Origin of the sequence: Gemmobacter sp., from assembly GCF_016792925.1 — a bacterium.
Taxonomy (GTDB): Bacteria; Pseudomonadota; Alphaproteobacteria; order Rhodobacterales; family Rhodobacteraceae; genus Gemmobacter.
Genome location: NZ_JAEULU010000002.1, coordinates 1 through 12,278, shown reverse-complemented (window position 1 = coordinate 12,278; position 12,278 = coordinate 1). Strand labels below are relative to the sequence as shown.

At 68.4% G+C, this 12,278-nt stretch carries 12 protein-coding genes and 1 riboswitch; of the genes, 6 read left to right on the top strand and 6 right to left on the bottom strand.

From position 1 onward, the window contains the following. Positions 1-31: 31 nt before the first annotated feature. The 6 genes from JNN06_RS00080 to JNN06_RS00055 all read right to left on the bottom strand — a co-directional run bounded on the left by JNN06_RS00080 (position 32) and on the right by JNN06_RS00055 (position 5,712). Positions 32-985, bottom strand: coding sequence for a siderophore-interacting protein (locus JNN06_RS00080; protein ID WP_291237562.1), 954 nt, complete (start codon positions 983-985; stop codon positions 32-34). Then, positions 982-1,908, bottom strand: coding sequence for an ABC transporter substrate-binding protein (locus JNN06_RS00075; RefSeq protein WP_291237561.1), 927 nt, complete (start codon positions 1,906-1,908; stop codon positions 982-984). Before JNN06_RS00075 ends, JNN06_RS00080 begins: the two co-directional genes overlap by 4 nt. Then, a complete protein-coding gene (locus JNN06_RS00070) occupies positions 1,905-2,834 on the bottom strand; it encodes an iron chelate uptake ABC transporter family permease subunit (protein ID WP_291237560.1) in 930 nt (309 codons plus the stop codon). Before JNN06_RS00070 ends, JNN06_RS00075 begins: the two co-directional genes overlap by 4 nt. Next, positions 2,831-3,805 carry an iron chelate uptake ABC transporter family permease subunit gene (locus tag JNN06_RS00065; RefSeq protein WP_291237559.1) on the bottom strand — a complete coding sequence of 325 codons (975 nt, stop codon included), beginning with the start codon at positions 3,803-3,805 and terminating at the stop codon, positions 2,831-2,833. The genes JNN06_RS00070 and JNN06_RS00065 overlap by 4 nt, the downstream gene beginning before the upstream one ends. After that, positions 3,802-4,611: an ABC transporter ATP-binding protein gene (locus tag JNN06_RS00060; protein ID WP_291237558.1), complete on the bottom strand. Its 810-nt coding sequence runs from the start codon at positions 4,609-4,611 to the stop codon at positions 3,802-3,804. The genes JNN06_RS00065 and JNN06_RS00060 overlap by 4 nt, the downstream gene beginning before the upstream one ends. Positions 4,612-4,710: 99 nt before the next feature. Continuing rightward, positions 4,711-5,712: a LacI family DNA-binding transcriptional regulator gene (locus JNN06_RS00055; RefSeq protein WP_291237557.1), complete on the bottom strand. Its 1,002-nt coding sequence runs from the start codon at positions 5,710-5,712 to the stop codon at positions 4,711-4,713. Between the two features lie 129 nt (positions 5,713-5,841). Between JNN06_RS00055 and JNN06_RS00050 the strand changes: the two genes are divergently transcribed. The 6 genes from JNN06_RS00050 to JNN06_RS00025 all read left to right on the top strand — a co-directional run. Next, positions 5,842-6,900 carry a sugar phosphate isomerase/epimerase gene (locus tag JNN06_RS00050; protein ID WP_291237556.1) on the top strand — a complete coding sequence of 353 codons (1,059 nt, stop codon included), beginning with the start codon at positions 5,842-5,844 and terminating at the stop codon, positions 6,898-6,900. A 2-nt stretch (positions 6,901-6,902) separates the two neighbouring features. Further along, entirely contained in the window at positions 6,903-8,048 is a 1,146-nt protein-coding gene (locus JNN06_RS00045; protein ID WP_291237555.1) for a Gfo/Idh/MocA family oxidoreductase, read from the top strand. Further along, complete coding sequence (locus JNN06_RS00040) at positions 8,045-9,544, top strand: sugar ABC transporter ATP-binding protein (protein WP_291237554.1); 1,500 nt, start codon at positions 8,045-8,047, stop codon at positions 9,542-9,544. Before JNN06_RS00045 ends, JNN06_RS00040 begins: the two co-directional genes overlap by 4 nt. Continuing rightward, on the top strand, positions 9,537-10,508 hold the full coding sequence (locus tag JNN06_RS00035) for an ABC transporter permease (RefSeq protein WP_291237553.1): 972 nt from the start codon (positions 9,537-9,539) through the stop codon (positions 10,506-10,508). Before JNN06_RS00040 ends, JNN06_RS00035 begins: the two co-directional genes overlap by 8 nt. Positions 10,509-10,563: 55 nt before the next feature. Beyond that, positions 10,564-11,523 (top strand): ABC transporter substrate-binding protein, encoded by a 960-nt coding sequence (locus JNN06_RS00030; RefSeq protein ID WP_291237552.1) that lies wholly within the window; start codon positions 10,564-10,566, stop codon positions 11,521-11,523. A gap of 136 nt (positions 11,524-11,659) precedes the next feature. Beyond that, positions 11,660-11,787: riboswitch (FMN riboswitch) on the top strand. Positions 11,788-11,853: 66 nt separating this feature from the next. Further along, positions 11,854-12,278, top strand: a 425-nt coding sequence (locus JNN06_RS00025) for a 6,7-dimethyl-8-ribityllumazine synthase (protein ID WP_291237551.1), incomplete at its 3' end; no start/stop codon positions are given.

The following is a 12,278-nucleotide window of genomic DNA, read 5'->3' as shown; positions in this document are numbered from 1 at the left end:
GATGCGTTTCCTCTTCCGCCCCTCGGAAACCTTACGACCAATAAGCCACAGCCGTAAAATCGCGCTTGGCCAGACCTGCCCCAGCCAGCAGCGCGCGGGCGGCGCGGGCCTCGGCCTCGTGGCCCGCGAACCAGACATGGGTGCCGGGCGGCAGGCCCGGTAGGGCCTCGGTCAGCGCGGCCAGCAGATCGGGCGCGGCTTGGGCATCGGGCACGCCCGCCGCACTGGTCCAAAGCCGCAAGGTGCCCTTGGCCTCGGCCTGCATCCGGCGCAGGGCAGGCAGGGCGGTCGCATCGCCAAAGGCCCAGATCACCGCCGCCTCGGGGCAGGTGCCGCCGCCCGGCCCGATGATCGCCACCTCTGCGCCCGGCATGGCTCGCGCCGCCCAATCGCAACTCGGGCTGCCGACATGGCGCACCATATCGAACCAGAGCCGATCGCCCTCCTGCCCGACCAGCGTGTAAACCGCCCGATGCAGCGCATCCGCCCCCTCGGGCCAGATCGCCCGGCCCTGATCGTTCAGGCGCGGCCAGTGCGGCACCCGGCCTTGCGGCGGCACAAGCAGCCGGAAATGCCAGCCCCCTTGGGCGAAGCGGGCGGCCTCCGGCCCCTCCAGCGTCACCCGCAGGAAATCCTCGCCCTGCGGCACCACCTCCACCAGCCGCATCAGCGCCAGACCGGGCGCCAGCGCCCCTTCGTCCCGCGCGCCCGGCCAATCCACCTGCACCCCCAGCGGCTCCAACCATTCGGCCAGCGCGCCACGGATCACCTGCACCAGCCGCCGCTCTGGCGCGGTGATGGTCAGGCGCGCCCGCTCCCCCTCACGCGTCAGACGCAGCTCGCCCTCCCACAGCAGCAGGCTCAGCGCCTCGGGCGTGACGGTCAGCGCCAGGTCCCATTCCACCGCCCGCGCCTGAAGCGCCGCCGCAACGGCCCCCGCGCCGGTGGCAATATTGCCGGTGATCGTCAGGTCGGACAGGTTCATGGCAGGCTCCGGTCTGGGGGAAGGGCGGCTTCGATCTGCGGTACCAGCAGGTCCAGCGCGCGCGGCAGGCTGAGCAGGCTGGACCATGACAAGGCGGCGCTCAGCTCGGCACTGGCCACGATCTCGCGCCCGTCACGCCGGGCAGCCAGAAAGCGGCGCATCGGCTGGTTGGGAGGGCTGGCACTGCCGACCCACAGGATCAGGTCGGCCTCCAGCGGGCCAAGGTCTTCGGGGCTGAGGCTGACCGAAAACGCGCCCGGCGCCGCCAGCGCGGTGAGGGCGGCGGGTGTGGTGAAGCCAAGCTGCGCCAAAGGCCGCACCCGCACATCGCCAGGCAGAAAGGCGCCCGGCGTGCCATCCCAATCAAAGGCGATGCTGGCGGTCTTTCCGGCCCATTCGGGATGGCGGGCGGCAAGGCTGCGCAGCCGGTCTTGCAGGGCGCTGATGCGCGCCTCGGCCTCGGCCTCGCGACCCAAGGCGCGCGCGGCAAGGCGGGCGCGGGCCTGCCATGGCAGATCGAAATCGCCCATGCCCGCAGGCGTGGCGATCACCGGCGCGATGCGGCTGAGCTTGGCGTAATCGGCCTCGGTGATGCCGGACCAGAAGGCGAGGATCACATCGGGACGGGCGGCGGCGATGCGTTCAAAATCGGGTGCGCCGCGCAACAGCACCGGCTGGCTGGTCAGCAAATCCTCGGCCCAGGGGCCAACGCCCAGCTGCCCCTCGCCGGTCCACAGACGCAGGGTCACCGGCTGGACACCGAGAGCAAGCAGGTCATCGCCGCCACCGAAATCGAGGCTGGCAATGCGGGTGGGGGGCGCCTCCAGCACGGTTTCGCCAAACTTGTGGGGGAAATGGCGGGGCCAGCCCTCGGCCAGGGCGAGCTGGGGCAGCAGCAGAAGCAGGGCCAGCAGGCGGATCATCGGGCCCCTCCTGCCGCCGGGCGACGGATCAGCAGCCAAAGGAACAAAGGCGCACCGAGGATCGAGGTGATCAGCCCGGCCGGCACCTGCACGGCGCCAAGGCTGCGCCCGGCCAGATCGGCCAACGCCAGCAGCGCCGCGCCAGTGAGCGCCGAAAGCCACAGATGCCGCCCCGGCGCCGCGCTCAGCCGTGCGGCCAGATGCGGCGCGATCAGCCCGATAAAACCCAGCGGCCCCACCAGCGCGGCGGGGGCCGCAGCGGCCAGCACGGCGGCCAGCAGGATCAGCCGCCGCACCCGCAGGAGCGGCAGGCCCAGCGCCAGCGCCACCTCCTCGCCCAGCCGCAGCACGCCCAGCGCAGGCGCGAGCAGCGCGCAGAGTGGCGCCAGCGCCAGCAGGATCAGCGCCATCAGCCCGGCCTCGGCCAGCGTGGCTGCGTGCAAACTGCCCGCGAGCCAGCCCAGCGCCGTTTCAGCCTCGCGCAGGCCACCATGCGTCAGCAGCGCCGAGATCAGCGCAGCGAGCAGCGCCGAAAGCCCAATGCCGCTGAGGATCAGCCGCAGGGGCGCGCCGCGCCCGACCGTCTGCACCAGCGCGGCAGCGGCCAGCGCGCCGCCAAAGGCGACCGGCAGCCGCAGCGCGAAAGGTGCTGCGGGCGTCAGCACGATCAGCGCCACCACCGCCAGCGCCGCCCCCTGCGAGACGCCCAGCAGCCCCGGATCGGCCAGCGGATTGCGCGTCAGCCCCTGCAACAGCGCGCCAGACAGCGCCAGCCCGGCGCCGCAGCCCATGGCCAGCAGCAGCCGGGGCAGCCGGTATTCCAGCAGCACGATCTGCGCCATCGGATCGCCGCCGGACAGGGGATAGGGGCCGCTCCACAGGCTCAGCCCCGCCACGGCGAGCAGCAGAAAAGGCAGTCCTTTCATGCCCGTGCCCTCACCAAAGCCAGAAAGACCGGCGCGCCGATCAGGGCGGTGACAAGGCCGGTGGCCAGCTCGGTCGGGGCCAGCGCCAGCCGGGCCGCCAGATCGGCCAGCAGCAGAAGCAGCGCGCCTGCCACGGCACAAAGCGCCAGCGGCAGCGGGTGGCGCGGCGCCAGCAGCCGCATGGCATGCGGCACCACAAGGCCCACAAAGGCCAGCGGCCCGGCCAAGGTGATGGCGGCGGCAGTGCAGGCCAGCACCGACAGCAGCGCCAGCGCCTGCATCCGCCCCACCGCAAGGCCAAGGCTGCGCGCCACCTCCTCGCCCAGCGAGATCAGGCGCAGGGCAGGGGTCAGCGCCAGCGCCAGCGCGATGCCCGCCAGCGCCACCGGGGCCGAGGCCGCCACCCGCGCGGCATCCACGCCCACCAGCGACCCGGCCAGCCACAGCCGCAGCGCGCGAAAGCTCTCGGGCCACAGCAGGAAGGCGGCACTGTCCAGCGCCAGCAATCCGGCGCTGACCGAGGCCCCGGCCAGCAGCAGCGTCGCCTGCCGTCGCGCGGGCGGCGCGGCCAGGGTCAGTGCGCCCACCAGGGCGGCGGCAGCCAGCGCGCCCAGCCCGGCGATGGCGGGCCGCCAGTCGACCAGCGCCGCGCCACCCGTCAGCCCCATGCCCAGCACCACTGCGCTTGCGGCCCCGGCGGCAAGGCCCAGCGTCGCGGGCTCGGCCAGCGGATTACGGGTCAGGCTTTGCAACACGCCCCCGGCCACTGCCAGCGCCGCCCCGGCGATGATGGCGGCCAAGGCGCGCGGCAGGCGCAGCTCGCGCAGCGCGGCATGGCCGGGCGAGGCGGGATCGGGGGTCAGCAGGGCGCGGGCGATCTCGGGCCAGCTCAGGCTGCGCGCACCCAGCGACAGATGCCACAGCAGGGCCAGCGCCAGCAGCGCCAGCAGCAGCGGCAGCGCCCCCCTCATGCCGTCGCAACCGGCAGGCAAACCGGGCGCCCGGTCAGGGGATCGGCGATGACAGAGGCCTCCAGCCCGAAGACCTGACGCAGCAGCGCCGGGGTCATCACCGCAGCGGGCGCACCCTCGGCCAGGATGCGCCCCTCGCGCAGCATCACCATGTGATCGGCATAGGCGGCGGCGAGGTTCAGCTCGTGCAGCACCAGAACCAGCGTGCGCCCGGCCTCGCGGGTCAGGCGATGCAGGCAGGCCATCAGATCCAGCTGCACCCGCAGGTCCAGCCATGCCGTCGGCTCGTCCAGCAGGATCAGCGGGGTTTCCTGCGCCAGAACCATGGCGATCCACACCCTTTGCCGCTGCCCGCCCGACAATGCGCCCACTGGCCGATCGGCCAGCGCCGCGATGCCGGTCTGCGCCAGCGCGCGGTCAATCGCCGCCTGATCGCCGGGATGCGGGCGGCCCAGCCAGCCCTGATGCGGAAAACGGCCCTGCGCCACCAGATCGCGCACGCTCAGCCCCTCGGGGAGGCTGGGCGCCTGCGGCAGCAGCGCCAGCCGCTGCGCCACATGGCGGGTGGGCAGGCCATGGAGGGGCTGCCCCTCCAGCCGCACCTCGCCCGCCGTCACCGGCAACAGCCGCGCCATGGCCTTCAGCAGGGTGGATTTGCCACAGCCATTGGGCCCGACAATCACCGTCATCCGCCCCTCGGGGATGTCGAGGTCCAGATCGTGCAAGACCGGATTTGCGCCATAGCCCAGCCGCACCCCGCGCAGGGACAGTGGCGGCGTGGCGGTGGGAGCCTGCCAGTTGAACATGGTGGGTGACCCGGAAAGGGGGCGGTGCTGGCTGGCGCGGATGCGTGGCTGCTGATCTTCTGACGGAAATAGTCAGGAAGTGCAAACCGGAATCGGTGTTCAGACCAGCGGGGCCGTGCTGGCGCGGATCACCAGCTCGACCGGCAAAAGCATGTCATCCCCGGGGTCATTTTCCCCCCGCAGCCGGGCCAACAGACGCTCTGCCGCCAGACGGCCAAGCGCCGCGCGCGGTTGGCGGATCGTGGTCAGCGGCGGCGAGATATGGGCGATCAGCTCGATGTCATCGAACCCCACCACCGACACATCGCGCGGCACCACAAGCCCGTGGCGCTGCACCTCGCCGATAAAGCCGCAGGCCATGGCATCCGAGGCAAAGCTGAGCGCCGTGGGGCGGGTGGCCGTGTCGGCGGCCAGCCAGCGATCCGCCGCCGCGCGCCCGGCCTCCAGCGAGAAATCGGCGGCGTAATCGGCCTGATCGGGGCAGGGCAGGCCGCGCGCCCGCAAAGCCTCGACCGTGCCCTTGAAGCGCGCCTCGCTCAGCACATTGCCGCGTGGCCCGGCGACATGGCCGATGCGGCGATGGCCCAGATCGGCCAGATGCGCCACGGCCAGAGCGGCCGCGGCGGCATTGTCGATCTTGACGCGCGGCGCCAGCAGGCCTGGCACCCATTCGCAGGCCTGCACCACCGGCACCCGCCCTGAAAGCCCCGCCGCAGGCAGTGCCCCGTCCAGCACGATCAGCCCGTCGGCGCGCGAGGGTTCGGCGTAATCCAGCAGCATCTCGGCCCCGGCGCTATGGGTATCGGCCACCAGCAGGTTATACCCCGCCGGCACCAGAACCGAGGCGATGCCCGACAGGATCTGCGCAAAGAACGGGTTCGACAGGTTCGGCACCAGCGCCACAATCCCGCCTGTGCGTTGATGGCGCAGGTTGCGCGCGGCGTGGTTCAACCGATAGCCGGTCTCCGCAATGGCCGCCTGCACGGTGGCGCGCGTGTCCTCGGACACCATGCCGGGATTGGAAATCACCCGGCTGACCGTCGCGGTGGAGACACCGGCGATTCGGGCAACGTCACTGATCTTGGGCCGATCTTGCTTCATGGGGTGGTTCTACTGGGGCGGCGGCGGCCACTCAATTGAAATCGCGGCAGATATTCTTGTTGCAACCGATTACATATCACGGTTAACCTGAATGCAACCGATTACATTGCGCCTTTGGGAGGGGGTCCAATGCAAACGATCAAAGGGCCGGGCTTGTTTCTGGCGCAGTTCGCGGGCGATGCCGCGCCGTTCAACGATTTTGCTGCCATCTGTCGCTGGGCCGCCGGGCATGGCTACAAGGGCGTGCAGGTGCCGACCCGGGGCGCCAATTTCCTCGACCTTGACCGGGCCGCCACGTCGCAAACCTATTGCGACGAGGTGAAGGGCGTGGCCGCCGAGGCGGGCGTGGCGATCACCGAGCTTTCCACCCATCTGCAAGGGCAGCTGGTGGCGGTGCATCCGGCCTATGATCTGGCCTTTGACGGCTTCGCCGCGCCCGAGCTGCGGGGCAACCCGGTGGCACGGGCCGAATGGGCGGTGGATCAGGTGAAAAAGGCGCTGACCGCCTCGCGCCGCTTGGGGCTGAATGCCATGGCCACCTTTTCCGGGGCGCTGGCCTGGCCCTATGTCTACCCTTGGCCGCAGCGCCCGGCCGGGCTGATCGAGGAAGCCTTTGACGAACTGGCCCGCCGCTGGCGCCCGATCCTCGATCATGCCGAGGATCAGGGTGTCGATCTGTGCTATGAGATCCATCCCGGCGAAGACCTGCATGACGGCATCAGCTATGAGATGTTCTGGGAGCGTGTCGGCCAGCATCCGCGCGCCTGCATGCTGTATGACCCCAGCCATTATGTGCTGCAACATCTGGATTATCTTCAGCATATCGACATTTACCACGAGCGTATCCGCATGTTCCACGTGAAGGATGCCGAGCTGAACCCGACCGGGCGGCAAGGCGTCTATGGTGGGTATCAATCCTGGGCCAACCGCGCCGGGCGCTTTCGCAGCCTGGGCGACGGGCAGGTGGATTTCGGCGGGGTGTTCTCCAAACTGACGCAATACGGCTTTAAGGGTTGGGCCGTAGTGGAATGGGAATGCGCGCTGAAACATCCTGAAGATGGCGCCCGCGAGGGCGCGGCCTTCGTGCGCGATCACATCATCCGGGTCACCGAAAAAGCCTTTGATGATTTCGCAGGCAGCGGCGCCGACCGCGCCGCCAATCGCCGGATGCTGGGGCTGGAGGCATGAGCATGGAGCCAATCGCACCGGGGCCGATTTCGCTGGGCATGGTGGGCGGTGGGCAGGGGGCCTTCATCGGCGGCGTGCATCGCATCTCGGCGCGGCTGGATGGGGCGTTCCGGCTGGTCGCGGGGGCGCTGTCCTCTGATCCGACGCGGGCGCAGGCCTCGGGCGCCGAGCTGGGGCTTGATCCTGCCCGGATTTACGATGATTTCCGCCAGATGGCCGTGCGCGAGGCGCGGCGGCGCGATGGCATCCGCGCCGTGGCGATCGTGACGCCCAACCACATGCACGCCGCCCCGGCCATCGAGTTTCTGAAACGCGGCATCCATGTGATTTGCGACAAGCCGCTGACCGCGACCATGGCCGAGGCGAAAAAGCTGGCCAAGGTGGCCGCCGAATCCGATGCGCTGTTCATCCTGACCCATAATTACACGGGCTATCCGATGGTGCGGCAGGCCCGCGCGATGGTGGCGCGCGGCGATCTGGGGCCGATCCGGCTGGTGCAGGTGGAATATGCACAGGATTGGCTCACGCAGGCGGTGGAAAGCAAACAGGCCGCATGGCGCACCGATCCGGCGCGCTCGGGCCTCGGCGGGGCCTTGGGGGATATTGGCACCCATGCCTATAACCTCGCCGGTTTTGTGGCGGGGATGGAGCCGGAGGCGATTGCCGCCGATCTGTCCAGCTTCGTGCCGGGGCGCGCGCTGGATGACAATGCCCATGTGATGCTGCGCTATGCCAGCGGCGCCAAGGGCCTGCTTTGGGCAAGCCAAGTGGCGCCGGGGCATGAAAACGGCCTGCGGCTGCGCATCTATGGCGCGGCGGGCGGGCTGGAATGGGCGCAGGAAGACCCGAACCGGCTGTGGGTCACGCGCTATGGGGAACCCAAGCAGCTTTTCACGCGCGGCGGCGCGGGCACGGGGCCTGAGGCTGCGCGGGTCAGCCGTGTGCCAGCGGGCCACCCGGAAGGCTATCTGGAGGCTTTTGCCAGCATTTACACCGAGGTCGCCGCCGCGATCCGCGCCCATGCGGCCGGCCAGCCCGCGCCCGAGGGCGTGCTGTTCCCGACCCTGCAAGACGGGTTGAACGGCATGCGCTTTGTCGAGGCCTGCGTGCAATCCTCGGCGCGCAACGCGGCATGGGTGCGGCTATGACCCAGGCCCTGCTGGCGCTGCAATCGGTCCGCAAGAGCTTTGGCCCGACGGAGGTTCTGCATGGCGTCGATTTCGCCCTGCACCCCGGCGAGGTGCATGCGCTGATCGGCGAGAATGGCGCGGGCAAATCGACGATCATGAAGATCCTGGGCGGCTATCTGGCGCCCACATCTGGCACCGTGCAGTGGCAGGGCAACCCGGCCCCGTGGCGCAGCGGCGCCGAGGCCGAGGCTTTGGGCGTGGTGGTGATCCATCAGGAATTCAACCTCGCCGCCGATCTGACGGTTTCGCAAAACATCTGGCTGGGCCGCGAGATGGGCGGGTTTTTCCTGGATCACAGGACGATGCGGGAGGCGACGCAGACCCTGCTGGATCAGCTGGAATGCCGGGTCAGCCCCGATGCCCGCATCCGCGATCTGCCGGTCTCAGACCGTCAGATGGTGGAGATCGCCAAGGCGCTGTCGCGCAAGGCGCGCGTGCTGATCATGGACGAGCCCTCGGCGGTGCTGACGCAGACCGAGGTGCAGGTGCTGTTCCGCCAGATCGACCGGCTGCGGGCGCAGGGCGTGGCGCTGCTTTACACCTCGCACCGGCTCGAAGAGGTGGCGCATCTGGCCGACCGCATCACCGTGTTGCGCGATGGCGCGGTGGTGCGGCAGGCCGGGCGCGGCGAGCTGAGCGAGGATGCCATGGCGACGGCCATGGTGGGCCGCGATCTGGCCGATATTTTCCCGCCCCGGCGTGAGCGTTTCGGGCCGACCGTGCTGGAGGTCACCGATTTCGCGGTGCCGCCGCTGGTGCAGGGCGTCAGCTTTGCCCTGCGGCGCGGCGAGGTGCTGGGGATTTCGGGCCTTGTCGGCTCGGGCCGCACCGAGCTGGCGGAGGGGCTGGTGGGCCTGCGCTCGCATCACGGGCGGATCACCCGCAACGGCACGGCCCTCACCCTGCGCAGCCTGTCGGATGCCGCGCGCCATGGGCTTGCCTATCTGACCGAAGACCGCAAGGAACGCGGCCTCTTGCTGGCAAAAACCCTGCGCGAAAACCTGACGCTTTCGACACTGGACCGGTTCGGCACGCCGCTGATCCGCCGCGCCGGAGAGGAGGCCGCGCTGGACCGCGCGATCACCGATTTCGACATCCGCGCCCCGCGCCGCGATATGGCCGTGGGCAACCTGTCGGGCGGCAACCAGCAAAAGCTGCTGCTGGCAAAGACCATGCTGCCCGCGCCCGAGGTGGTGATCATCGACGAGCCGACCCGTGGCATCGACATTGGAACCAAAAGCCAGATCTACTACTTCATTGACCGCCTCGCCCGCGAGGGGCTGAGCGTGATCGTCATTTCCTCTGACATGCCGGAAATCCTTGGCCTGTCGGACCGGGTGATGGTGATGCGGCAGGGCCGCATGGCCGGGGTGCTGGCGGGGGCGGAGATCAGCGAAACCGCCATTGTCCGGCTGGTGATGGGCACGACAGAGAAGGCCATTCAGGATGCGTAACCTTTCCCTTTCCACCCTTGGCCCGCTGGCCGCGCTGATCCTGTTGACCGTGCTGGGGGCGTTTCTGAACGCGAATTTCCTGTCGCCGGGCAATATCACCAATGTTCTGGCGCGCTCGGCCTTCATCGGCATGATCGCGGTGGGGATGACCTTTGTCATCACCTCGGGCGGGATCGACCTTTCGGTGGGGTCGATGGCGGCCTTTATCGCGGGGATGATGATTCTGGCGATGAATGCGCTGATCCCCAGCCTGGGCATCGGCGTGCCGCTGGTGCTGGCGGGCATGGGGGTGGCGCTGGCCGTGGGCCTCGCGGCCGGGTTTGCCAATGGTTTTCTCATCACCAAGGTCGGGATCGAACCCTTCATCGTGACGCTGGGGACCATGGGCATCTTCCGCAGTCTGGTGACCTGGATCGCCGATGGCGGCACGCTGTCGCTCGATTTTGAGGCCCGGCAATTCTATCGCCCGGTCTATTATGACGGGCTGTTCGGCATCGCCTGGCCGATCATCGTCTTTGCCCTGATCGCCGTGGCGGGCGAGGTGGTGATGCGCCACACCCGCTTTGGCCGCTATTCCGAGGCCATCGGCTCGAATGACAAGGTGGCGCGCTATTCGGCGGTGAAGGTGGAGCGGGTGCAACTGCTCACCTATGTCATCCTCGGCTTGCTGGTGGGGTTGGCCACCATTCTTTATGTGCCGCGCCTCGGCTCGGCCTCGGGTTCTACCGGCCTGTTGTGGGAGCTGGAGGCGATTGCCGCCGTGATCATCGGGGGCACCGCGCTGAAGGGCGGCTATGGCCGGGTCTGGGGCACGGTGGTGGGGGTGCTGATCCTCAGCCTGATCGACAACATCCTGAACCTTGCCGATCTGGTCTCGCCCTATCTCAACGGCGCGATTCAGGGCGTGATCATCGTGCTGGCCGTGGTGCTTCAGCGCGGCAAATCTTCCGCCGAAGGGCGGTAACACACCGCCGCCGGGAGGGCGGCGCACAGGGAGGAAAACCATGGGGAGGAAGACCATGAAACGCAGAGATGTCTTCGGGGCCACCGCCGCGCTTGCGCTTGGGTTTGGCCTGGCCACCGGCGCGGTGGCGCAGGACAAGACCTATACGATCGGCGTGTCGATCCCCTCGGCCACCCATGGCTTCATGGGCGGGCTGAACTGGCACGCCCAGCAGACCATCGATCGGCTGGAGGCCACCTATCCGCAGCTGGATTTCGTGCTGGCGACAGCGGGCGAGCCGGGCAAGCAGGTGGACGATCTGGAAGATATGCTTGCCACCCGCAACATCGACGGGCTGGTGGTGCTGCCCTTTGAATCCGAGCCGCTGACCGGGCCGGTGAAGGCGGTGAAGGATGCCGGCAAATGGGTCACGGTGGTGGATCGCGGCTTGTCGCAGCCGGGCATCGAAGATCTGTATGTGGCGGGCGACAACACCGCCTTTGGCCGCGTGGCGGGCGAGTATTTCAAGGCCAACCTGCCGTCCGGCGCCAAGATCGTGGTGCTGCGCGGCATCCCCACCACGCTGGATAACGAGCGGGTGGAGGCCTTCGAGAAGGCCATCGAAGGTTCGGGCATCGAAATTCTCGACAAGCAGCACGGCAACTGGAACCGCGACGACGCCTTCACCGTCATGCAGGATTACCTGTCGAAATATCCCAAGATCGACGCGGTTTGGGCGGCGGATGACGATATGGCCATCGGCGTGATGGAGGCCATCGCGCAGGCGGGCCGTCAGGATGAAATGTGGATCGTCGGCGGCGCCGGGATGAAAGAGATCATCAAGCGCATCATGGAGGGCGACAAGCAGATCCCGGTCAACGTGACCTATCCGCCCGCCCAGATTTCCGCCGCCATCGAGATGACGGCGCTGCGTTTTGTCTCGGATACGCCGGTTTACGGGCGCTTCATCATCGGCTCCACGCTGGTCACGCAGGAAAACGCCGAACGCTTCTACTTCCCCGACAGCCCGTTCTGATCGGGGCTGCCTCTGGAACAGGCGCTCCGTCGGGATCGCCTGTTCCAGAGCGATTACGCAGCAAAAAATTGCCGGAAACCGACTGTTTTTGGCGATTTCCCTCTCTTGCGGCGCTTGCGCGGGGCTGCAATAGTGCGGGCGTTCTCGGGGCGGGGTGCAATTCCCCACCGGCGGTATAGCCCGCGAGCGCCTGTCATTGGCAGGGTCAGCAGATCCGGTGAAACTCCGGGGCCGACGGTATAGTCCGGATGGAAGAGGATGGGCGGTGCAGGCTTTCGCAGGCACCGGCCTCTAGCGCCTTGGGGCCATTCTGGACACAGGAGGTTCCACATGACCAAACTTCGTATCGCCTTCATCAAGGCACGCTGGCACGCCGATATCGTCGATCAGGCCTATCTCGGCTTCCAGCAAGACATGGCCGCATCGGGCCGTGAGCATGAGATCACCGCCTATGACGTGCCGGGCGCCTTCGAGATGCCGCTGCTGGCCAAAAAGCTGGGCCAGTCGGGCAAGTTCGACGCCGTGGTGGCCGCTGCCCTTGTGGTGGATGGCGGGATTTATCGCCATGACTTCGTGGCGCAGGCCGTGGTCTCGGGCCTGATGGAGGCGCAGATGCAAACCGGCGTGCCGACCTTCTCGGTCAGCCTGACGCCGCATCACTTCCAGCCAAGCGCCGAGCATCACGCCTATTTCCACGCCCATTTCGTGAAAAAAGGCGCCGAGGCCGCGCATGCCGTGCGCCAGATCGCCGATCT